This is a genomic window from Micromonospora sp. DT68 (genome assembly GCF_049847245.1).
GTDB lineage: Bacteria > Actinomycetota > Actinomycetes > Mycobacteriales > Micromonosporaceae > Micromonospora > Micromonospora profundi.
Window position 1 is genome coordinate 1 of the sequence record NZ_JBNCNZ010000005.1, and the last position, 22172, is coordinate 22172.

A 22172-nucleotide genomic window follows, 5' to 3' on the forward strand; every position below is an offset into this window, starting at 1 on the left:
TCGGCCTGCACGACCGCGACGGGCTTGCCATCCACCGGCGCGGCGGAGTGGGCGGCGATGGGGCCGGCGAAGACACCACCGGCGAAGGCGAGACCGGCAACGGACAGCATGCTCTTACGGAAGATCGTGTTCATGGGGGTAGCTCCTTCAGGGGTAGGAAACACCCACACACCGCGATCGGGGGAACAGCGGATGTGGGTGTGAGCACCTCGTCCGGCGCTGCACAAAACAAGAAGGGGGAAGTCGTCGTCCACGGCGGCCGGGCGCGGGGGGCGCCTCTGGCGGCCGGTCCATGTGTAACCACCCGGCGGCCGGAGCCATTCCCGGGGGACGGGCCATCGTTTGCCCGAGCCGATCGGACAAGCCCGCGAGTCAAGCCCGTGGGTCTAGGCCCGGGGGCTAGGCCCGTAGGTCTGGCCCATGTGTCTAGCCCGTGAAGCCGCTGGCGCGGGGCCTTAATCTGCTGCTCACGGACCTCGGGGCATCGCCCGTCCTGCTGCGGTCGGTCAGTGTGTAACCACCGGGCCGGGCCAGGCATTCCATCGGGCCGAGCGGGCGGGCAGTGGTGCATCCCTGCGCCGATCCTGGCCGACCGGCCTGTGGCCGGGCAGTGCATCCCGGCGAGGGGATCGCCTGCGGCCGGTGGTACTGCGACCGTCAGGGTATGTAACCCGGCCGGGGCCGCCACGATTCCGGCCTGAGGATGCCACCGGTCACACCCCGAAAACCTCACCAACGGACATATCGTCCACGCCCCGCCTCCAGGCGCCGCCGAACCGGGCAGCCGGGCGGTGATCGACTCGGGTTCCTTGAAACCGGGGCATCCATCGCAGTCGGACACACCGATTACAAGGAACCCGAGTCGATCAACCACCAGAGGCGCCGAGCAACACAGACTTAACTGCATACCTCGACCCATATCGCCGGTTACGGCCATTTTGCCAACGCCCCTTTGCCGGCGCGCACGCCAGCCCCGCTCAGGGAAGCGATGGGCGGCTTGGTAGAGGTGGTCGCCGTCGGCGAGGGCTACTCGGGGGGCCTCGTCCGCTCACCAGCACACGAACGCGCACCATCGGGGCGGGATCTCGTACCCCGTGCAGGGATCCAAGCCCGACCACCCGAAGCCGGACTCGGCGTGTCCGGACGGGTTGTCCGGGACACGGCGGGCCCCCGCCCCGAACACCCGCCACATCACGTCAACCACCTACGGGAACGACGCGCCACCCCCAGACACCGCACAAGGTTGGCGCCCGCCGAAACACCCCGCGCGCACCAACCTGACGCGCAACCCAGACGCCGCACAGGGCTGGGGTCCGCCGGAACACTTCGACGCAGCACCAACCTGCCGCGCAACCCAGACACGGCACAGGGCTGGCGCCCGCCGGAACACTCCGACGGGCGCCAACCTGACGTGCGATCCGGGCACTGCCCGGTGGGTCATGCGGATCAGTGCGCGGCTCCACCGAAGCGCTGGCGGCGACGCCAGGCCAGGGTCAGCAGCAGCATGATCGCGCCGGCGCCGACGAGGCCGCCACCGAGCTTCATGGGCGTACCCATGCTGTCACCGGTGACGGGCAGCGGCTGCTTCTTGTGCAGCACCCGCAGCTCGGCGGTGGCGGTGCGGCCGGACTCCCGGCCGGTGGCGGTGAAGGTCAGCAGACCGGTCACCGACGGCCGGTAGGACTTGGTGAACCGACCCTGGGCGTTGGTACGCGCCGTGAAGTTCAGCGGTGCGCTCGCCTGGTACGCGACCGGGGCCATGGCCACGGTGCTGCCGTCGCTGCGGCGGGCCGGCGCCTGGCCGGGAGCCGGGGCCGCCAGCGGGGTGACGGTCACCGTGATGTCGACTGTCTCGTTCGGACCGAAGCCGGTGCCGGTGAGGACGACCGTCTCGCCGAGGTAGATCGTCGGACGGTTGACTGTCAGCGACGCGAGCTGCGGCGTGTACGCCGGCGGCTGGGTCGGATCCGTGGTCGCGGACGGCGTCGGCTGCGGCTGTGCCGCCCCCGCTGCGGTCGGCACGGCCACCACGGCCAGACCGACCGTGAGCGCCATGATGATGCGGGATAGCCGCATGATTGGTTCCCTCCTACTGGTCACATCGTGGTGCGGAATGAACTTGGGTGGTCCATGGGCTGGCGGTCGGAGTCAGCCACAACTCGGCCTGCCCCACGCTGGTTTTGGCGGTCAAGACCGTCATCTCCAACGTCCGTTCAGCGCCGGGGCCGACCTCGACGTTGGCCGTGGCAACGTGGCGGCGTCGTTCGGTGCCGCTTCCGAGCGCGGTTTCCGACCCGTCGAGCCGGGCGTCGAGCACGGCGCCCCCTGCCGGGCTGAAGACCGACACCAACGTGCGAGCGGTGTACGGGTCGCCAGCCATGCCGAGGCCGAGGACGGACTCGCTGAGTCCTGACTTCGGCGCCGTGGAGCGCAGGGTCACCCGCAGCCGGAGCTCGCGGCGGCCGTCGGGCCGGCATTCGCCGACTGTCAGGTTCGCCGTCGGCCGCAGGTAGTAGCCGAGCTTCGCGCCGCTGCCGTCGTTGAGGAAGACGCCGACCGTCGGCACGGTGTCCTGTTCCGGGAGCGTCCCGGCCATCCGGCTGTCGCTGAATGTCCGCTGTTCTTCCGGTCGGGCACTCCAGAACAATATCCGGCGTTCGGTGATAGCACGGTCGAATGCGGACAACAACACCCGTGGGTTGACATTCTTCGTGAAGAAGGCGTCGAACACAGCGGCGGCGGAGGAGGCGAAGAACTCGTCCTGCTGCTTGATGTCCAGCCGCTGGTAGCTCTCGTTGAGCAGGGTCTGCACGACCTTTTCGCTGGCCAGGGGAACGCCGCCGGGCACCGCTACCGGGCCGGTGGCCTTGAGCAGGTACGACAGCACCACCGGGTCGACAGCGAGCACACCGTCGACAGTGGTGCCGGTCTTGCGGCGGAACATCTCCCGGTACAGGGATGCGGCGGTCGGGAAGTGCGGGGTGAGGTTGACGTCGGCCGGGTACATGCCGGGCAGGTCGGTCCAGAGGGCCCGGGTCTCGGCGGACAGCTTCAGCGGCGGAACGAACCGGCCGAAGGAGGCGCTGCTGCCCTGGCGGCCCATCCGGACCGAGCCCTTGTCGGCCTCGATCAGCGCGTACGCGCCGAACATGCCGCCGGTGGCGCGCAGCTCGGCCAGGTTCTGCGAGACCAGCAGGTATCGCCGCGAGCCGTTCGCGCCGAGCAGCGGCGGCAGCAGCCGGGCGCCCTGGTCGGCGGCGGCGGTGAGGCTGGCCAGGCGGTCGATCTCGCCGCGTAGGTCGGTGAGCGCCTGCCGGATCTGGCTGACAAGCCGGTCGGCCGGCACGGCGGCCAGGTCACGGCGGGTGCTCTGCACGGCCTCGTCGGCCTGGGACAGCTCGGCGGAGACCGCTGTGAGTTTCGCCAGGTCCAGCCGGCCGCCGGAGGGCACCAGACTGGTCAGGTCGGCGCGCAGCAGCGTGGGGAACGCGTGCCGGGCCAGGTCGTCGATGGCGACGGCGATCCGCCGGACGGCGTCGAGGTCGTCGCCGGCGAACGGGGTCCGCCGTGCGACGTGCCAGCTCGGGTCAGTCGTGGCGGACCGGGCGGCGCCGGCCTGCTCCTGGAGGGCTGCGAGGGTGCGCTGGGCGCGGTCGGTGTCCCCGCCCACCACCTGCGCGCTCAACTCCCGGGCCAGGCCGGCGGCGTTGATCAGGTGGGCGCGCGCCTGCCAGCCCCGGAAGCCCACCCACCCGCCGCTGGCCAGCAGCAGGCAGCCGGCCACCAGGCCAGCGAGCAGCGCCCGGCGCAGTCGCGCCCGGCGGCGACGCCGGGATCGGCTTCGCCGTCGACGTGGCTGTTCGCTCTCCGTCACACCACACTCCATTTCGCGGAATCGGACAGTAGGTCTGATTCCCTGACGTTCTTAACATGCCTGGGGGAAGCTCGTGCGCTTATGGCAGTTTTCGTCCTTTACGCGAGGTCTTCTCGCGGCTGCCCCACTACCTGCGGGGTCCGGCCGGCCGCCTCGTGCAGCAGGCCCTCGATCCGGTCCACCCCGGCCGGCAGGGACATCTCCCGCAGGTACGCCTCCCGGCCCCGGCGCCCCATCTCGGTGCGTGCCGACGGCGGGATGGTGGCGGCCAGCCAGAACCGGTCGGCCAGCGCCGCCCAGTCCTCCGGCGGGCAGGACAGGCCCGCTCGCGTACGTTCGACGAGCTCGGCGGTGTCACCACCGGCCGAGGCGACCACCGGCACGGCGCAGGAGAGCGCGGCCTGGAGCTTGGCCGGCACCATGCCGCGAAGCTCCGGCAGGTCGCGCAGCATGACCAGCTGGTAGTCGGCGGCGGCGTACAACTCGGGCATGTCGACAGGCGAGCGCCGCTCCAGGAAGCGGACGTTCTCCGCGCTCAGCTCGGCGGCGAGCCCCCGCACCCGCCGCTCGTCAGCGCCCGAACCGACAAGGACCAGATCCATCGTGCGGTCCAGGGCCGCTGCGGCCCGTACCGCCGTCTCCAGGCCCTGGCGGGCGCCGATGGTCCCGGCATGCATGACCACGCAGCGGTCGTCGCGGCGGACCATCTGGCGGGCCGCCGCGCTTGGCGTCGCCGGATGGAAGATCCGCTCGTCGGTCCAGTTCAGCACCAGCCGGACCCGGGCCGGGTCGGCGCCGGCGGCGACCACCAGGTCCCGCATCGACGGCGCGGTCACCGCGACCCGCGCGGCGGACCGGTAGATCCGCGTCATCGCGGTGCCCAACCGTGCCGACCAGCGGTCGTCGCCCGCATCGTCCGCGCCGTCGCGCGCCCAGACGTCCTGCACGTGCAGCACCGCCGGCACCTTCGGCAGCAGCCGGAGTACGGCGGCGGTGGCGAACGTGGTGGCCGGCAACTGGAAGACGTAGAGCACATCCACGTCGCCGAGGAACCGGCGCGCGGCGAGTGAAGCGCTGCCGGCGAACGAGAGGTAGCTGGCCATCCGCGCCCCGGTGGACCCGCCACGACCGGAGTAGCGCGGCACCCGACGGACGGCCAGCCGCCGGCTGTGCGTCTCGTGATGCCAGCGCTGCCGCCAGCCCGGGTAGACGTGACCGCCCGGGTAGTCCGGAAAGCCGGTGAGCACCCGGACGTCGTGGCCCCGCGCGGACAACTCCTCGGCGAGGCTGCCGGGGATGAAGGCCGGCTCGGGCGGGAAGTGGTACGACAGGATGCCGACCTTCACGACGCCACCGCCGTCGGTCCCGGATCGACGAAGGTCGGCGCGGCACCGCGACCGAAGGGCACCCGGCCCGCGTACGATGCCGACAACCCCTCACCGCGCGGCCACCGGCGTCGACGCACCACCCTCGCGGTGCGGCGACCCGCGTCCGCACCGACGAGAGGGCTCCCGATGGTCGACCGCGTGCTGTTCGTCTGCCACGCCAACCTGTGCCGCTCACCGATGGCCGAATACGTGGCCCGTCGCCTGCTCGCCGACCGGCCGGTGCTGGTGTCCAGCGCCGGCACCGACGCGATGGACGGCATGGCAATGCATCCGTACGCCATGGAGGTCCTGGCCGAGCACGGCGCGGACCCGGCGGCGTTCGCCAGCCGGACGCTGCGCCCTGAGTACCTGACCGAGGCGACGCTCGTGCTGACCGCGACCCGGCGCCAGCGTTCGGTCTGCACCGCGCTGGCGCCCGGTGCTCTGCACCGGACGTTCACGCTGCGCCAGTTCGGGCGGCTGGCCTCGGCGGCCGAGCCCCCCGCTGAGCCGGCCGTCGACCCGCTGCGGGCCGCGATCGCCGCCGCGGCCGAGGCCCGGGGGCGGCTGCAACCCGCCGCCCCCGACGCCGATGACCTGCGGGACCCGATCGGCGGTACGACCGCCGACTTCCGACGCTGCGCCGAGGAGATCGAACGTTCGCTACGACCCCTCGCCGCGCTCATCGGGGCAACCGGGTGAGTTCCTGGGTGCGGTCGCTGACACCGTTGACTCCGGCGTCCTCGCTGTGCCGGGCGGACGTGGCCCGGTCGGTCGGCACCGACGGCGTCGCCGTGGAGGCGACCACCCGGTAGGCCTCGTACTGGTACGCCTCGGCCTTGGGCACCTTGGCCATGTTCAGCACACAGCCGAGCAACCGCACCGACACCGAGTGCAGCGAGCGGGCAGCGGCGGCGACCTGGGTCCGTGAGGTACGGCCCTGCTGGCTGACCAGCAGCGCGCCGTCGGCCTGGACGGCCACCACGACACCGTCGGTCACCGCGAGCAGCGGCGCGGTGTCGATGATGACGATGTCGGCCGACTCGCGCAGGGCGAGCAGCAGGTCCGCCATGGCCTTGGAGCCGAGCAGTTCGCTCGGGTTCGGCGGTGCGGAGCCGCTGGGCAGCACGAGGAGGGACTTGTCGCCCCAGCGCTGCACGACGTCCCCGACCTGCACGTCGCCGACCAGCACGTCGGTGAGGCCGACACCGGCGTCCAGGCCGAGGTAGTCGTCGACCTTGGGGCGGCGCAGGTCCGCGTCGACAAGCAGCACCCTCCAGCCCGCCTCGGCCAACGCGATGGCCAGGTTGCAGGAGAGCGTGGTCTTGCCCTCGCCCTGCAGCGCGCTTGTCACGGCGATGACGCGGGCCGGTTCGTGCACGTCCACGAAACGCAGGTTGGTTCGCAACTTGCGGACCGCCTCGGCCCGCGCCGAGGTCGCCGCCTCACCGACGATCAGTGGAGCGGTGCGGGCAGTGGCCTCGAACGGGATCTCGCCGAGCAGCGGGCTTCCGGTGGCGCGTTGCAGACCTGCGGAGTCCCGCAGCCGGATGTCGGCGACGCCCCGCAGGATCGCCAGGCCGACGCCGAGCAGCAGACCGAGCAGTCCACCCAGGACGAGGTTGCGCACCGGCTGCGGGGAAACAGGGCTCGCGCTGACCCGGGGGCCGCTCACCACCTCGATCTTGATCGGCGTCTTACCGTCGGGCGGCGTCTCGACCTTCTGTACGAGGTCGACGAACCTCGCGGCCAGGGTCTCGGTGATCCGCAACGCGCGGGTCTGATCGGTGTCGGTCACCGAGGCGCGCAGCAGGACCGTGCCGGCTTCGGTGGAGGTGCTCACCCGACGCTGCACCTCGTCCGCGGTGAGCCCGACGGGGGTCTCGGCCACCACGCTCTGCGCCAGGCGGTCGCTGCTGAGCAGGTCGGCGTAGGACTTGACGCGCTGCTGCAGGAAGAGGCCACCCTGGTAGGCCTCGCTGACGCCCTGGTTGGGGGTGGTGACGAAGAAGGTCACCGAGGCGACGTACCGGGGCTGGGCCCGTACGGTCAGGAACGCCGAGACGCCCAGGGCCACCATGACCGTGACCAGTACGACCCACCAGTGCCGACGCACGTGGCGCAATTGGCGGAGCAGGTCCATCAGGAGCGCCTCCGTGCCGGTCCGGTTACGCCAAAGAACTTCACGAAAACCCCCAAGGTCGTTTGTTAACTCGTGAAACCATTAAAGCCGCTCATACGCCTTATGTCCGGAGTTATGTATTTTCGGCGACGGCAAGTGTGCTCGCATGCCCAACCCGAGAAACGGCCATTCGGCAGCGGTGACAACGCGGAAAAGTCCACAACCGATCAAGCGGCAACCGATCGGCTCAGGTGCCGGACCACCATCGGATCGAGCCGCAACGACACGTCGCCCCGCGGTCGCCACCCGCCGACAGCACGGATAGGGTCGACGGCGGTGTGCCGGGAAGCCTGGTCGGCGAGTGGATCCCTGCCGTCCCGATGCCCGAGGTGACACCGCCCGATGCACGACCACACCCCGCCGCGCCGCCGGCTGCTGACACGATCGTCCTGGCCCGAGGCCCGACACGTGGCCGACGTGCTGCGCACCGAAACCGTCGGCGGCGCCCTGCTGCTTGTCGGCGCCGTCCTCGCACTGGTCTGGGCGAACTCGCCGTGGGCCGAGTCGTACACCAGGCTCTCCGACTGGGTGCCGTGGCCCGGCGGCGCGCGCTGGCACCTCGACCTGTCAATTGCCACCTGGGCCGCCGACGGCCTGCTTGCCATCTTCTTCTTCGTGGTCGGGCTGGAACTCAAGCGTGAGTTCGTCGCCGGCGACCTGCGCGATCCGCGACGCGCGGCGCTGCCGGTGGTCGCCGCGCTCGGCGGAATGGCGCTGCCCGCCCTGATCTACGTGGCGGTCGTCCTGACCGCGGGCGGCGACGGTCTACGCGGCTGGGCGATCCCCACCGCCACCGACATCGCGTTCGCCCTCGCCGTGCTCGCGGTGATCAGCTCGCACCTGCCCCAGGGGCTGCGCGCCTTCCTGCTCACCCTCGCCGTGGTCGACGACCTGTTCGCGATCACCATCATCGCCATCTTCTACACCGCCGATTTCCACCCGCTGCCGCTGCTCGCGGCGCTCGCACCCATCGGGCTCTTCGCGTGGCTCGTACAACGCGGCCGGACCTGGTGGTGGGCGCTCATCCCCCTCGCGCTGGCCACCTGGGCGCTGGTGCACGCCTCCGGGGTGCACGCCACTGTTGCCGGCGTCCTGCTCGGGTTCACCGTTCCGGTGCTGGCCCGCCGACGCGCCGGCGCCGCGCCCGCCGACACCAGCGAGCAGGTCGGCGGGCTCGCCGCGCACCTGGAACACCTCTGGCGACCGGTGTCCGCCGGCATCGCCGTACCGGTCTTCGCCCTGTTCGCCGCCGGCGTGACACTGCGCGGCACCGACCTGGGCGCCCTGCTGACCGACCCGGTGGTGATCGCCATCGTCGCCGGCCTCGTGCTCGGCAAGGGCCTCGGCATCTTCGGTTCCACCTACCTGCTGGCCCGGTTCACCCGCGCCCAACTGGACGAGGACATCACCTGGTCCGACCTGCTCGGCATCGCGCTGCTGGCCGGCGTCGGGTTCACCGTGTCGCTGCTCATCGGCGACCTTGCCTTCGGTTCCGGCAGCGTTGCCGACGACCGGGTCAAGGCGGCAGTGCTCATCGGCTCGGTGATCTCCGCCGGCCTGGCCGCCGCCGTGCTGGTCCGCCGCAACGCCGCGTACCGGCGGGTGGCACTGCGAGAACAGGTGGACGCCGACGGAGACGGGGTGCCCGACGTGTTCCAGGAACCGCGCCGGGACTGACCGCCGCCGCACCGGCGAGGCCGGCCGTCACGCCCCGTGCTGCGCCTCGGCCACCTGCTGCTGCTCCTGACGGATCTCCCGGCCCAGGAAATAGTTCAGCGCCGTCCGGATCGCGGCGATCGCCGCCAACTGGCCGATCTGGGCGAACGACGGCGACACGGCGGTCCGCAGCACGTCCGCCGCCAGCTGGAACTCCAGGCCAAGGGTCAGGAACCGGCCCAGGGACAGCCGGATCGGAGTGAACACGGCGGCGGTGCGGTGTCGCAGCCCTTCGACCACGAACCGCACCGCCGCCCAGATGGCACCCACGAAGATCACCAGGGCTCCGGCGACCTCCACCACGGCGACCAGCACCTCATCGCCCTGGCGTAGCAGCTCCGCCGGCTCCACAGGGTGCCGTTACCCGCCGCCGGGGCGGGTAGTCGACGCTCAGGTCAGGTCCTTCACCGCCTCCAGGACCAGCCAGAGGCCCGAGATGGCGAAGAGCACCGCCGCGACGTACTTGATGGTCTTCTCCGGTAGCCGGCGGCCCAGCATCCGGCCCGCGAGGATGGCCAGCGCGTCCGCGGCCACCATGCCGATCGTCGAGCCCAGCCAGGTGCCGAACCAGCCGTACTGGGTGGCCAGGGTGATCGTCGCCAACATTGTCTTGTCGCCCAGCTCGGCCAGGAAGAACGCCACCGAAACCGCAACGATGGCGGTCTTGTCGGTCTTTTCGGCCTTTTGCTTCTCCTGCTCGGTGAGCTTGTCGCCGCGCAACGTCCACGCGCCGAAGCCGAGGAACGCCACACCGGCGACCAGGGAGATCCACTCCGTGGGCAGCACGGCGCCCAGACCCGACCCGATGGCGACCGACGCCAGGTGCACCACCGCCGTGGCGATGGTGATGCCGATCAGCACCGGAATGGGCTTGAACCGCGTGGCGAAGGTCAACGCCATCAGCTGGGACTTGTCTCCCAGCTCGGCGACGAAGATGACGCCGAAACTGACGACGAGCGCGACGAGGAAACCCTCCATGACGTCCTTCCCGATCACACCGGGAGGAGGTACAGGGGCGCCCTCGACCCGGCTGCAACAGCCTGAGTCGAAGGTCTCGCCCGCCTCGGAAACCGAGGCCGCGTGGCCGGATGCGAAACGCACCAGTATGTCGACCACGACATTGGGGGCTACTCCCCTTCGCGCGTCCAGCCTAGCCGATCACCGTCGGACCCGACGAGACGGGTGACCCGCCTCAGCTCGCCCGGGCGAGGGTCACCCCGAACAGCCCCTCCGGGTCGGTCCAGAACTCCGACGCGACGAAGCCGGCCGCCTCCAGCTCGGCGGCGATCCCCTCCCGACGGAACTTCGCCGACACCTCGGTACGCAACTCCTCCCCCTCGGCGAACTCCACTGTCAGGTCCAGCACCCGCACGCGCATCGGTCGCGTCGCCCGCAGCCGCATCTCGATCCACTCGTGGCTCGGATCCCAGCGCGCCACGTGCGCGAACGCCTCCGGGTCGAAATCAGCGCCCAACTCCCTGTTGACCACGTGCAGGACATTGCGGTTGAACTCGGCTGTCACCCCGGCCGCGTCGTCGTACGCGGGCACGATCACCGCCGGATCCTTCACCAGGTCGGTACCGAGCAACAGCCAGTCGCCGGCCTCCAACGCCTCGCGCATCGCGGCCAGGAACCCGGCCCGCTCGGCCGGCAGCAGGTTGCCGATGGTGCCACCGAGAAACACCACGAGCCGCCGGCCGCCGGTGGGCAGCCGGTCGAGTTGCCGGGTGAAGTCACCGACGATGCCCCGGACCCGCAGCCCCGGATAGTCGGCGGCGATCTGCGCTGTCGACCCCGCCAGCGCGCTCACCGACACGTCGAGCGGGACGAACGTGCCCAGCCCACCCTGGCGGGTGAACGCGTCCAACAGCAGCCGGGTCTTCTCCGACGAACCCGAGCCGAGCTCGATCAGGGTCTTGGCACCGGTCACCGCAGCGATGTCGTCGGCGCGCTCCGCCAACACCACCCGCTCGGCCCGCGTCGGGTAGTACTCCGGCAACCGGGTGATCTCCTCGAACAACTCGCTGCCCCGGGAGTCGTAAAACCACTTCGGTGGCAGCCACTTCGCCTCCGCGGTCAGCCCGGCCCGGACGTCCTCGCGCAGGCCACGCTCCAGATCCTGCTGCTCAAGGTAGATCTCCAACGGCTCAGCGGTCATCGGTCCTTCCTCTCTGCTCGTCAACACGTCGCGTGCCCTCCCGGCCGGCTCACCGGGCCGGCAACGGGCGTACCCGCACCTCGTCCACGGTGGCGACGACCAACTGCCCGTCGGGCACCGGTTGCCACAGCGGGTCGTCGTCGTGTGGCTCGGAGGCGAGCAGCACCGAACCCGGCTGCGCGCGCACCGACAGCGCGTGCCCGGACACACTCGCCACCACCTGCCGCCCGTCGGTGAGCAGCAGGTTCAACCGCGACCCCGGAGCCGCCGCGGCGACGTCGGCCACCGTCCGGGCCACCGCCTCCGCCGGATCGTCACCGGCACGCAGCCGATGGCGCACCAGCGCCCACAGCAGCGCCGAGTCGGTGGCCGCGTCCAAGGTCAACAGGTCACGCACCGGCAGGCCCTCGGCGAGCGGCACCACAGCGTCCGGCCAGCCCCGGACCACACCGTTGTGACTGAACAACCACCGCCCCTCGGCGAACGGCGCGGCAGCCCCGTCGAGCACCGCCATCCCGACCGTTGCCGAACGGACAGCGGCCAGCACCGCGCCGGCACGCGTCACCGCCGCGAGGTCGGCGATCGTCGGGTCACTCCAGATCGGCTGGGCACGCCGGTACCGCACCGGATCACCATCGCCCGGGTACCAGCCGACACCGAACCCGTCGGCGTTGATCGTGCCGCCACCCCGCATGTCGCGCGGCGCCCACGACTGGCGCACCAGCGAATACGGCGGGTCGAACAACACCTCGGCCAACGTGACCGGCGGACCCAGGTAGGCCAGATGACGACACATCAGCGCGGCCCGCCCGCCCGGCGACCGCTCACCGGCCCGACTCGTCCGGGCCGGCGTCACGGGCGCAGCGGAAACCGCTGAAGATCTGCCGCCGAATCGGATAGTCCCAGTTACGGAACGTGCCCCGGCAGGCGGACCGGTCGGTGCCGAACGAGCCACCACGCAACACCCGGTAGTCGTCGCCGAAGAAGACCTCCGAATACTCCCGGTAGGGAAACACGGTGAAGCCCGGATGCCCACCGAACGTGCTCGACGTCCACTCCCAGACGTCCCCGATGAGCTGGTGCACACCCAACGGCGACGCCCCCGCCGGGTACGCGCCCACCGGCGCCGGCCGCAGATGACGCTGATCCAGATTGGCGTACGCCTCCGTCGGGTCCTCGTCGCCCCACGGGTAACGCCGCGACCGCCCGGTCGCCGGATCCCACCGGGCAGCCTTCTCCCACTCCGCCTCCGTCGGCAGACGCTTACCAGCCCAGGCGGCGTACGCCTGCGCCTCGTACCAGCACACGTGCACCACCGGCTCGTCGGCGCGGACCGGCTCCCACCTGCCGAACCGCCGGTACGCCCAGCCGGCCCCATCCCGACGCCAGTGCATCGGCGCCACGAGCTGCTCCCGGACCCGGTGCTCCCAGCCGGCCGCGCTCCACCAGCGCGGATCGGAGTAGCCGCCGTCGTCGATGAAAGCCTGATACGCGCCGTTCGTGACCGGTGCCGCGTCGATGACGTACGCGGGCAGGTCGACACGGTGCGCGGGCCGCTCGTTGTCCAACGCCCACGGGTCCGTGTCGGTGCCCATTGTGAACTCACCGGCCGGCACCAGCACCTCCCCGCCGACAGCCACGCGCGGCTCGGGCGGCGGCGGGGCGTGCAGCACCGCCGGCCCCGAACGCAGCTGATGGGTGGCGAGCATCGTCTCGTCGTGCTGCTGCTCGTGCTGGACGATCATGCCGAAGGCGAACCCGTCGGCCACCAGCGGCCGATCGGTGAAACGCACAGTGTCGAGCAGGTCGTGCACCTTGTCGCGGACCGTGCTCAGATAGGCGCGCGCCTCTGCCGGCGGCAGCAACGGCAGCGCCGGACGATCCCGGCGGGGCTGCTTGAACGCGTCGTACAACTCGTCGATGTCACACCGGACCGGCTCCCGACCACCGACATCACGGACCAGCCACAGCTCCTCCTGGTTACCGACATGCGCCAGATCCCAGACCAGCGGCGACATCAGCGGCGAATGCTGACGCATCAGGTCATCGTCGTCCACCGCCTCCGTCAACAGAGCCGTGCGGGACCGGGCGCGCGCCAACTCCGCAGCGATCCGCCCCCGCAACTGCTCACCCTCCACCACACCCGCACCCGACTGCGGGGCTCGCAACCCCGGCTCACTCCTCGCGGTCACCGCACCGCCCTCCGCACCCGACTGCGGGGCTCGCAACCCCGGCTCACTCCTCGCGGTCACCGGACTCCCCTTTCTATGGCGGCCGACCGCCGCCTTACTTCTGCACGGATCTCGTCGTGGATGCCGCTCGGCAGCTCCAGCCGGGGCAGGGCGGACAGGGCCAGGTCGAGCAGCGCCGCCGCCGCGGCGGCCAGCTCGCTGTCGGCCAGGCCGTGCCGGGCCGCGGCCGACCACCGGTGCGCCGTCGGGGCGCCGATCGCGTACGCCGCGCGGACAGTCCCGGGATCGGCGAACAGGGCGCTCAGCACCGCAAGCGGCAGACGCCAGGACCCACCCGGCTGGGCGTCCAGATACCGCAGCTCCAGGTAGCCGCGCGGACGCACAGGCGGAAAGAGGGTGCTGACGTGGTAGTCGAGGTCATCGGTGGTCGGCGGGTCGGGCAACGCCCCGTCGATCCAGTCGGCGAACGTCACGCCTGGCGGCGGCGCCCAGTCGGCGCCCGGACGGCGCAGGCACAGCAGCGGCGCCGCCAGCACGTACCGGATCCAGGTGGCCGTCGGATCGTCGTCGGCCTGGCCCGGCACCCAGACCGGGCGGGTGCGGGCCGGATCGATCGCCAACCAGGCGGCCATCCGCGCTGAGGCCCAGCCGGTGCGTCGGCCCGCGTGGCGGTCGGCCGAGGCGAACACCGCAAGCAGCGGCGGGCCCACCGCGTGGGCAGCCGCCCACCGTGCCGCCACCTGGTCGGGCTCGCCGGCGTCGAGACAGATCTGCAGGCCGGCGGTGCTGTACATCATCGTCCGGCCGGCCGGGCCACGCCTGTCGAAGGCACCGCGCATAGCGCGGTAGCGGGGAGTTTCCACCACCGGGCAGGGCCTGCGGTGCGGGTCGATGCCACTGCGGCCGAGGACCAGACCGGCGGCGGCCAACAGGTCGGTGACCTGGGCGATGTCGGCCTCGGTGGCGCGGATCAGCGCGTCGATCGAGGAACGCGGCGGGGTGGAGATCTCCAGTTGGCCACCCGGCTCCAGGGTCACCAGGCCGCCGTGTCGCAGCGGCACGGCGGGGCTCGTGGCGTCGAGCGTGACGGGGCTGTGTCGGCCCAGCGCCGCCCGCAGGCGCGTCAGGTCGACCGGCCGAGCGGGATCGTCGGCGTCGTGCACGGTCCATTCCAGTTCGACACCAGTATGCGTCGGCGGACCGGTCTTGAAGCAGATCCGGGCGAGGTGCCGGCCTGCGGCAGCGGACTCACTCAGGATCGCGCTGCGGTCCAACTCGGGCGATGTCACCACCGGTGGTGCCTCCTCTGCGTGCGCCACATCCGAAACACTCTGCCACCGTAAACCCACCCTGTGACACCGTCGCGGCGTCGGCGACGCCACCAACCCCTGTCTAACAGACGAGTTTCCCGGTGCAGGGCGGAACGAACCGTGCCGGCCGCCGCTCAGGCCGGACCGGGCTCCGCCGACCGCGACGGCTTGACCTTCGCCGATTCCGGCGGCGTCGACGGGCCGGGCGGCGTGGGCTTGCCGGGCTTCGCCTCCGGCACCAACCGCTGGCAGTACGCCTCGACCTCGGCAGCCCCGCCGGCGGCGGTCACCAGCCGCTGGAAGGACGGCGTCCGCAGGGCTTTCTCCCGCTGCGCGGGCTTCTTGGCCTGCCAGGCGCGGCACAACCCGTGCAGGTGGCTGTTCGGCGACGCCCCGGCCTGCGGCGTGGGCGGGGCGGGCTGCACGCCGGGCCGCGTGGTCGACGGCGTCGGCCGGCTCGGCGCGACCGACGGCGACGCCGCGGTGCCGCCGGAGGTGGACGGCGCGCTGGTGGGTGCCGGCGGCTCCGGATCGGGCGTCAGGTCCAGGCCGGCCGCAGCGAACGCGGCACCCGCCGTGGCGGTCGCGGCCACCGCGCCGATCCAGGCCAGCGCTCCGGTGGTCAACCGGCGGCCATGCGGACGGCGGGCCACCGGTGGCGCAGCGGTGACGCCCTCCGCGGCCCGGGCGGCCCGGAACGCGGCGACGGCGGCCTCCGTACCGGCCAACTCCTCTGGTCGGGCCGGCGCGGCAGCGGCGGCGAGCAGCCGGGCCACCGGCTCGGTCGAGGCAGTTTCGGCCGTCGCCTCGGCGTGGGCCGCGTCGAGCAGTCGCTCGGTCTCGGCGCGGTCGGCACGCCGATCCGGCCGGTACGGGTTCATCGGGAATCCCCTCACGTCAGCCGTCCGCCTGCTCGGCCTGCGACGTCGGCCGGGAGCTGCCGGTCCGCGTGCGGGGTGCGGGCGACGCCTGGACCGTCTCCGGCGCGACACCCTCGGCGGCCGAGCGGGCCGTCGTGTCGGCCCTCGGCATGGTCGTGGCGTCGGCCGAGGGGCAAACCGTCGGTGGAAGCGCGACAGCAGCGGGCGACGCTGTGGCCGTCGCCGACTGGTCCAGCAGGGCGGCGAGCCGTCGCAGACCACGGTGCGCGGCGGTGCGGACGGCCCCGGCCCGCCGGCCCAGCACCCGACCGGCGGACTCCGCGTCCAGTCCGATCACGGCCCGCAACAGGACGGCTTCGGCCTCGCGGGGCGGCAGGGTGGCGATGAGCGCCAGGGCCGCCTCGGTGCCGATCGTCTCGCCCGCCCGTTCGGCGGTGTCGGCGTCGCCGGCCAACTCGGTGAGCGCCTGCACCGGAACCGGCAGCGATGGCCGGCGGCGCAGCCGGCGCAGGTGGTCCATCGCCCGGTTGCGGGCGATGGTGACCGTCCAGGCGCGGAACTCGCCGCCGGTGAAGCTGGGCAGGTCGCGCGAGATCTGCAACCAGGTCTCCGAGGCGACGTCCTCGGCGTCCGCGCCCACCAGGGCTGTCAGGTAGCGCAGCAGCCCCGGCTGGAGAGTCCGGTAGAGGAGGCGGAAGGCATCCTCGTCCCCGGCCTGCGCGGCGGTGACCGTCTGGGACAGCTCCCGCACCCGCACCGCCCTCCGCCGAAGTCCGATCCTGCCCGCCTCCGGGCCGGCCGGGCGAGGTGTCGGGGCCAGCGCCACGGTGGTCAGCTCTCGACGCGCTGCCCGCCGGGCGGCCCGAGCCGGGCTAACGGTAGGAGGGGACCACCGGGGCGACAAGTTGGGGCCGTGTCACGGATGAGTGACAATTCTCAAGCCGCTCCACCGGCGTGCCGCCGTAACAGACGGTACGGAACGGACGCTTCGCACCGTCGCGGGCGCCGAGTGGTGGCGATCGGGCCGGCGGCACGCAGGACTGTGTCGCACATTCTCACGGGATGCTGTCGTGGCGTCACACACCGGCCACGTCCACAGAGGTCGGGGCGCTGTTGCCGGTGAGTACGGCCACCTGGCCGCCCGGTCGCGGCGCGCCGTTCCGCGCCACTCTGGGTACGGTAAGGCTGTGTTGTCATCGGAGGTTGTGCTCAGCGGGCGGTACCGCCTGGACGAACGTGTCGCCACCGGCGGCATGGGTGACGTCTGGCGTGCCACTGACCTGGTCCTCGGCCGACAGGTCGCGGTCAAGGTCCTGCTGCCGGCGCTTGTCTCCGACCCCGATTTCATCGCTCGGTTCCGGGCCGAGGCACGGATCATGGCGGCGCTGCGGCACCCCGGCATCGTCCAGGTGTACGACGTCGGCGAGGACGACCTGCCCTCCGGCGGCCGGGCGGACTATCTCGTCATGGAGTTCGTCGACGGCGAGCCGCTGTCCAAGCGGATCGAGGCGGCCGGTCGGCTGGACGTGGCCGAGACGATGTCGATCGTGGCCCAGGCGGCCCACGCCCTGAGCGCGGCGCACCGGGGCGGCATCGTGCACCGCGACGTCAAGCCCAGCAACCTGCTGGTCCAGGAGGACGGCACTGTCGTCCTCGTCGACTTCGGCGTGGCCCGTTCGACGAACGTGACAAGCATCACCAGCACCAACGCGGTGCCGGGCACGGCTCTCTACATGGCGCCCGAGCAGGCTGCGGGTCGCCCGGTCAGCGGCGCCACCGACATCTACGCGCTGGGCGCTGTCGCGTACTGCTGCCTCACCGGCGGTCCGCCGTTCACCGGCGACAACCCCCTCCAGGTGGCGGTCCGGCACCTGGACGACGAGCCGCCGGAGTTGCCGCACGACATCCCGGAGGCGGTTCGCGCCCTTGTGTCGCGGGCTCTGGCGAAGGATCCGGCCGACCGGTTCAGCAGCGGCTCGGCGATGGCCGAGGCAGCCCGTACGGCGGTGACCGGCGGCGAGCCGCCGACGGCGATGGCGTCGGCGGCCCCGCTGCGCGGGGCCGGGCCGGGCACCAGCACCGACGTGCCGCTCGGCGCGGCGGTGGCGACCGCGGCGGAGTCCGGGCGGCGGCGGCGTCGCGGGCCGCTTGTCGGTGCGGCCGGAGCGGTCCTTGTCGCGCTCGTCGGTCTCGGGGCGGCGTTGAGCGCGGTGGGCAACGCCGGCGACGAGCCGGCGGTCAACCTACCGACCAACGCACCGTCGCAGAGGCCGACCGAGCAGGTGGAGGTGCCGGCGGCCAACGAGCAGATCACCGAGGATCCGGGCCGCCCGAGCCGGCCGAACACTCCGGATCCCACCTCCTCGACCTCGATCACCCCGACGCCGAGCACGCAGCCCAGCGAGCCGGCCACCAGCCCGTCGCCGACGGCGAGTCCCCCCGGCACGTCGCCAACCACGCCGAGCGTCCCGCCAGCGCCGACGCAGACGCAGGCCCCGCCCGACCCGGTGCCCACCACGACCGCGCCGACCGATCCGGACGCTCCTCCGGCCGGTCTCTGATTCCCACGAGCACCACTATCCCCAAAACGGACTTACGTCGCCGTTCTTCTCTCTAGGCTCTGAGCAGGTCATTTCCACCTGCTGCGGGAGCCTGCGTGAGTGCTGAGAAGTTGGTCGTGATCGGCCAGGGGTACGTCGGACTGCCGTTGGCGATGCGCGCCGTCGAGGCCGGACTCGACGTGGTCGGCCTCGACGTCGACGCCGACCGCGTGAAGCGGCTCGCGTCGGGCGAGTCGTTCGTCGAGGACATCCACACCGATCGGCTGGGCCGGGCACTGGGCAGCGGCCGATACCACCCCAGCACCGAGTACACCGACGCCGAGGGCTTCGACATCTGCGTCATCACCGTCCCCACGCCGCTGCGCGACGGCACCCCGGACCTGAGCTTCGTCGAGCAGGCCGGCGTCGGCATCGGCCCGTACGTGCGGCCGGGCTGCACGGTGATCCTGGAGTCGACCACGTACCCGGGCACGACCGAGGAGTTGCTGCGCCCCCTGTTGGAGGCGGCAAGCGGGCTGACCAGCCCTGGTGACTTCCACCTCGGCTACAGCCCGGAACGGATCGACCCGGGCAACCCGACCTGGCGTCTGGAGAACACCCCGAAGGTGGTCTCCGGTGTGGACCCGGCGTCGCTGGCCCGGGTGGACGGCTTCTACAAGCGCCTTGTGGAGCACACGGTGCCTGTGGACTCCACAAAGGTCGCCGAGCTGACCAAGCTGATCGAGAACACGTTCCGCCAGGTCAACATCGCGCTGATCAACGAGTTGACAATGCTCTCGCACCACCTGGACATCGACGTGTGGCAGGCGATCGAGGCCGCCGAGACCAAGCCGTTCGGCTTCCTGCCGTTCCGGCCGGGCCCAGGTGTCGGCGGGCACTGCCTGCCGATCGACCCGTGCTACCTGTCGTGGCAGGTCAAGCGACGCCTGGGCCGGCAGTTCCGGTTCATCGAGCTGGCCAACGACGTCAACCACGAGATGCCCGAGCACGTCACGCAGCGGATCACGGCGGGTCTGAACCGGGACGGTCGGGCGGTGAACGGCGCTCGGCTGCTGCTGCTCGGGCTGGCGTACAAGAAGAACACCGGGGACATGCGCGACTCCCCCGCTGTCGACGTGGCCCTCCGCCTCCAGGTGCTCGGCGCCGAGGTCCACGCCGTCGAGCCGTACGCCGAGGCGCACCACATCCCGGCAGGGATCACAGTGGTCGGGTTGACCGAGCGGGAGGTGCGGGACGCGGACGCGGTGGTGGTGGTCACCGACCACGACAGCTTCGACTACGACCTGGTGGTCGAGCACGCCCGGTACGTCTTCGACACCCGCAACCGGTGCGTCGGCCCGATGGTCGAGCGCCTCTAGGCCCGGCACCGCTGGCCGGTCCCGCCGCCGGGGAAGACGGCGGGACCGGCCGGCGGGTGTCGACACCTGCCGACGGGGCCGCTGAGGCGCCGGTCACTGCTCGCCGAGCGCCTCGACCACGGGTCGGGAGAGCGCCCGGCGTGCCGGCAGCACCGAGGCGAGCAGGGCTGCCAGCACCGCGACGCCGAGGATCAGCCCGAGCTGACCCAGTGGCAGCACCACGTGGAAGTCGCCACCCAGGCGGGCGAGCACTGCCATCGCCGCGGCGCTGACCCCGGTGCCCAGCCCGATGCCGAGCACCGCGCCGACCAGCGCCATCAGCACCGCCTCCACGGCGAGCATGGCCCGCATGCGGCTCCGGGTCATCCCGACCGCCCGCAGCACGCCGTTCTCCCGGGTGCGCTCCACCACCGAGAGGCTCAACGTGTTCGCCACGCCCACCAGGGCGATGACCACGGCGAGGCCGAGCAGCGCGGTGACGAACGCCAGCAGCATGTCGACAGTGCCGGTGAGCATCTTCTTGTACGCGCCCTGATCCAGCAGGTTGACCGTCGGGTAGCGGGCCAGCACCGCCTCGATCGCGTCGCGGGCCCGTTCGGCGCTCACGCCCTGAGCTGGGTCGATCTCGGCGAGGAAGCCCCGCTGGTCGGGAAAGAGGGCAGTGAAGTCCGCGCCGGTCAGGTAGATGACGTGTCCCGCGGGCACGGCACCGGCGACCGGGGCGGTCCCGTCGTCGGCGACCACAGCGCCCACCTGGAACGACCGTCCCGCGATGGTGAGCGGGGAGCCCGCCTGCCAGCCGCGCGCCTGCGCCAACTCCCTGTGCACGAGCGCCTGCCCCGGCCCGAGCCGCCCGACGTCGCCGCTGAGCGTCCGGCCGGCCAGCGCCGGATGGGCGGTGCGGATCCGGACGTCGTCGCTGATCATGGTGCGCTGCTCGTGCACAACGCCCAGTTCCGGCAGTGCCGCCAGCTCGGCGGCGAGCAGCGCGGGCAGGTCCTGCCCGATGCCGGTGACCACGAAGTCCGTACCGATCTGGGCGTCCACGTTGCGCTCGATGCCGTCCTTGGTGCTGCGCGCCCCGACAACGAACGCCGACACCAGCCCGATCCCGATGACCAGGGCCGTCGCGGTCGCGGCGACCCGGCGCGGATTACGGACCGCGTTCTCGACCGCCAGCCCTGCTGTCGTTCCGACCAGCCGGCGGACGGGCCAGCCGATCACCCGGACCAGCGCCGGTACGAGCACCGGCCCGAACAGCACGATGCCGAAGAACGCGAGCACTCCGCCCAGTGCCACCAGCAGCACCTGCCCAGCGCTGGCGGCACCGACAAGCGTGGCGATGCCGAGGCCGAGCACCACCGCGCCGAGGGCCAGTCGCAGCAGGCCGGCGCCCTGGCTGGGCTGCACCGCGGCGTCGGTGAGCGCGGCCACCGGCGCTACCCGGGTGCCCCGCCAGGCCGGCAGCAGCGCGGCGGCCACTGTGAGCGCGGTGCCGAGGAGCAGGCTGGTCAGCACTGTCGAGCCGGCCACTGTCAGCCCGCCGGTGAACGGCACGTCCAGCCGGGACATCAGCGGCCGCATCGCGGCGGCGAGGCCCACACCGAGCAGCACACCGAGCGCGGAGGCGACAAACCCGACAAGCGCCGACTCCAGCAGGGCGGCCCGGAAGACCTGCCCCCGGGTGGCGCCGACCAGGCGCAGCAGCGCGGTCCGCCGGGTGCGCTGGGCCAGCACGATGGCGAAGATGTTGGCGATCACGAAGCCGGCCACCACCACCGCGACACCGACGAACGTGAGCAGCAGCATCGTGAACTGGTTGAGGTCACGGACCGCGTCGTCGACGGCGTCGTCGAGGATCTGCTGGCGGCCCTTCACCTCGACGTCGGCGCCGACGGCCGCGCGTACCCGCTCGGCAAGCGCCGCACCGGAGGTCCCGGCCCGCGCCGCCACCATGATCCGGCCGTAGCCGCGCCCGTCGGTGACCGCGAGGGCGTCGGACCCGACCAGACCGATGAACGGTCCGCCGACGTCGCGGGTGGTGCCGGCCACGTCGACGGTCCCGACAAGGGTGTACGGGCGGGCGGCGCCACCGGTGCCGCCGATCTGGACCGGGGCGCCGAGGGTGAAGCCCTCCTCGGCAACTGTGGGTGCGTCGAGCACCACCTCCCCGGCGCTGTCGGGCAGCCTGCCGGCGACCACGTCGTACGAGCGCAGGGCTGGTTCGGTGGGGATGGCGGCGAGCACGGCGAACCCGAGCACCGGCCGGCCGGCGACGCCGAGAATCCCCGCCGTGCCGGTCAACTCCCCGGCCGCCGCGGCCACCCCGTCGACAGCCCGGACCCGCTCGACCAGGCTGGCCGGCAGTGGAGTGTCGCCGCGCGGATAGACACCGAGGTCGGTGTGCCTGTCGAACACACCGGCCCGGTCGTACGCGCCGGCACGCATCCCGTCGGCGAAGATCAGAGTGCCAGCGATGAACGCGACGCCGAGCACGACGGCCAGCGCGGAGAGCAGCATGCGCAGGGCTTCGGCGCGCAGCGAGCGCAGCGTCATTCGGATCATGGAGAGGC

17 protein-coding genes are annotated in these 22172 nt (G+C 72.1%); 4 read left to right on the forward strand and 13 right to left on the reverse strand.

Annotated elements, in window-relative coordinates; all coding sequences use genetic code 11:
* Nucleotides 1–1446: 1446 nt before the first annotated feature.
* The 3 genes from ACPXB1_RS10765 to ACPXB1_RS10775 all read right to left on the reverse strand — a co-directional run bounded on the left by ACPXB1_RS10765 (nt 1447) and on the right by ACPXB1_RS10775 (nt 5220).
* Nucleotides 1447–2076, reverse strand: a complete 630-nt coding sequence (locus tag ACPXB1_RS10765) for a hypothetical protein (RefSeq protein ID WP_053660146.1) — start codon at nt 2074–2076, stop codon at nt 1447–1449.
* 13 nt (nt 2077–2089) lie between these two features.
* Complete coding sequence (locus ACPXB1_RS10770; protein ID WP_231640213.1) at nt 2090–3874, reverse strand: DUF4012 domain-containing protein; 1785 nt, start codon at nt 3872–3874, stop codon at nt 2090–2092.
* A gap of 98 nt (nt 3875–3972) precedes the next feature.
* Entirely contained in the window at nt 3973–5220 is a 1248-nt protein-coding gene (locus tag ACPXB1_RS10775) for a glycosyltransferase family 4 protein (RefSeq protein WP_425735155.1), read from the reverse strand.
* Nucleotides 5221–5388: 168 nt separating this feature from the next.
* Here ACPXB1_RS10775 and ACPXB1_RS10780 point away from each other — a divergent pair, with 168 nt between their 5' ends.
* Nucleotides 5389–5943, forward strand: coding sequence for a low molecular weight phosphatase family protein (locus tag ACPXB1_RS10780; protein WP_167943897.1), 555 nt, complete (start codon nt 5389–5391; stop codon nt 5941–5943).
* Here ACPXB1_RS10780 and ACPXB1_RS10785 read toward each other — a convergent pair.
* Nucleotides 5924–7384 (reverse strand): polysaccharide biosynthesis tyrosine autokinase, encoded by a 1461-nt coding sequence (locus tag ACPXB1_RS10785; protein ID WP_167943898.1) that lies wholly within the window; start codon nt 7382–7384, stop codon nt 5924–5926. The two genes, ACPXB1_RS10780 and ACPXB1_RS10785, sit on opposite strands and share 20 nt — an antisense overlap.
* A 381-nt stretch (nt 7385–7765) precedes the next feature.
* On the opposite strand from ACPXB1_RS10785, the gene nhaA reads away from it, so the two are divergent.
* The gene (gene nhaA, locus ACPXB1_RS10790; protein ID WP_425735156.1) at nt 7766–9100 is read left to right on the forward strand and encodes a Na+/H+ antiporter NhaA; all 1335 of its coding nucleotides are present in this window, start codon (nt 7766–7768) and stop codon (nt 9098–9100) included.
* Between the two features lie 27 nt (nt 9101–9127).
* Here the strand turns inward: nhaA and ACPXB1_RS10795 are convergent, their stop codons facing one another.
* The 8 genes from ACPXB1_RS10795 to ACPXB1_RS10830 all read right to left on the reverse strand — a co-directional run bounded on the left by ACPXB1_RS10795 (nt 9128) and on the right by ACPXB1_RS10830 (nt 16431).
* Nucleotides 9128–9490 carry a DUF1622 domain-containing protein gene (locus ACPXB1_RS10795; RefSeq protein WP_355589398.1) on the reverse strand — a complete coding sequence of 121 codons (363 nt, stop codon included), beginning with the start codon at nt 9488–9490 and terminating at the stop codon, nt 9128–9130.
* Between the two features lie 39 nt (nt 9491–9529).
* On the reverse strand, nt 9530–10117 hold the full coding sequence (locus ACPXB1_RS10800; protein WP_355632227.1) for a TMEM165/GDT1 family protein: 588 nt from the start codon (nt 10115–10117) through the stop codon (nt 9530–9532).
* 214 nt (nt 10118–10331) lie between these two features.
* The gene (egtD, locus tag ACPXB1_RS10805) at nt 10332–11297 is read right to left on the reverse strand and encodes an L-histidine N(alpha)-methyltransferase (RefSeq protein WP_355589396.1); all 966 of its coding nucleotides are present in this window, start codon (nt 11295–11297) and stop codon (nt 10332–10334) included.
* Between the two features lie 49 nt (nt 11298–11346).
* Nucleotides 11347–12093 carry an ergothioneine biosynthesis protein EgtC gene (gene egtC, locus ACPXB1_RS10810; RefSeq protein ID WP_355632229.1) on the reverse strand — a complete coding sequence of 249 codons (747 nt, stop codon included), beginning with the start codon at nt 12091–12093 and terminating at the stop codon, nt 11347–11349.
* Between the two features lie 28 nt (nt 12094–12121).
* Nucleotides 12122–13438, reverse strand: a complete 1317-nt coding sequence (gene egtB, locus ACPXB1_RS10815; protein WP_355632232.1) for an ergothioneine biosynthesis protein EgtB — start codon at nt 13436–13438, stop codon at nt 12122–12124.
* A gap of 107 nt (nt 13439–13545) precedes the next feature.
* The gene (gene egtA / locus ACPXB1_RS10820) at nt 13546–14781 is read right to left on the reverse strand and encodes an ergothioneine biosynthesis glutamate--cysteine ligase EgtA (RefSeq protein ID WP_425735157.1); all 1236 of its coding nucleotides are present in this window, start codon (nt 14779–14781) and stop codon (nt 13546–13548) included.
* A gap of 152 nt (nt 14782–14933) precedes the next feature.
* On the reverse strand, nt 14934–15680 hold the full coding sequence (locus ACPXB1_RS10825; protein ID WP_425735158.1) for a hypothetical protein: 747 nt from the start codon (nt 15678–15680) through the stop codon (nt 14934–14936).
* Nucleotides 15681–15696: 16 nt separating this feature from the next.
* The gene (locus ACPXB1_RS10830; RefSeq protein ID WP_082377689.1) at nt 15697–16431 is read right to left on the reverse strand and encodes an RNA polymerase sigma factor; all 735 of its coding nucleotides are present in this window, start codon (nt 16429–16431) and stop codon (nt 15697–15699) included.
* A 436-nt stretch (nt 16432–16867) separates the two neighbouring features.
* On the opposite strand from ACPXB1_RS10830, the gene ACPXB1_RS10835 reads away from it, so the two are divergent.
* Both ACPXB1_RS10835 and ACPXB1_RS10840 read left to right on the forward strand, forming a co-directional pair.
* Nucleotides 16868–18241, forward strand: a complete 1374-nt coding sequence (locus ACPXB1_RS10835) for a serine/threonine-protein kinase (protein WP_082377683.1) — start codon at nt 16868–16870, stop codon at nt 18239–18241.
* A gap of 95 nt (nt 18242–18336) precedes the next feature.
* On the forward strand, nt 18337–19599 hold the full coding sequence (locus tag ACPXB1_RS10840) for a nucleotide sugar dehydrogenase (protein WP_425735159.1): 1263 nt from the start codon (nt 18337–18339) through the stop codon (nt 19597–19599).
* 93 nt (nt 19600–19692) lie between these two features.
* Here ACPXB1_RS10840 and ACPXB1_RS10845 read toward each other — a convergent pair whose 3' ends face one another.
* Complete coding sequence (locus ACPXB1_RS10845) at nt 19693–22164, reverse strand: ABC transporter permease (RefSeq protein ID WP_425735160.1); 2472 nt, start codon at nt 22162–22164, stop codon at nt 19693–19695.
* Between the last annotated feature and the right edge of the window lie 8 nt (nt 22165–22172).

Coding starts and splice junctions, on each gene's coding strand:
- ACPXB1_RS10780 (WP_167943897.1), top strand. CDS start 5,389: ATGGTCGACCGCGTGCTGTTCGTCTGCCACGCCAACCTGTGCCGCTCA.
- ACPXB1_RS10785 (WP_167943898.1), bottom strand. CDS start 7,384: ATGGACCTGCTCCGCCAATTGCGCCACGTGCGTCGGCACTGGTGGGTC.
- nhaA (WP_425735156.1), top strand. CDS start 7,766: ATGCACGACCACACCCCGCCGCGCCGCCGGCTGCTGACACGATCGTCC.
- egtC (WP_355632229.1), bottom strand. CDS start 12,093: ATGTGTCGTCATCTGGCCTACCTGGGTCCGCCGGTCACGTTGGCCGAG.
- ACPXB1_RS10800 (WP_355632227.1), bottom strand. CDS start 10,117: ATGGAGGGTTTCCTCGTCGCGCTCGTCGTCAGTTTCGGCGTCATCTTC.
- ACPXB1_RS10765 (WP_053660146.1), bottom strand. CDS start 2,076: ATGCGGCTATCCCGCATCATCATGGCGCTCACGGTCGGTCTGGCCGTG.
- ACPXB1_RS10845 (WP_425735160.1), bottom strand. CDS start 22,164: ATGATCCGAATGACGCTGCGCTCGCTGCGCGCCGAAGCCCTGCGCATG.
- ACPXB1_RS10825 (WP_425735158.1), bottom strand. CDS start 15,680: ATGAACCCGTACCGGCCGGATCGGCGTGCCGACCGCGCCGAGACCGAG.
- egtD (WP_355589396.1), bottom strand. CDS start 11,297: ATGACCGCTGAGCCGTTGGAGATCTACCTTGAGCAGCAGGATCTGGAG.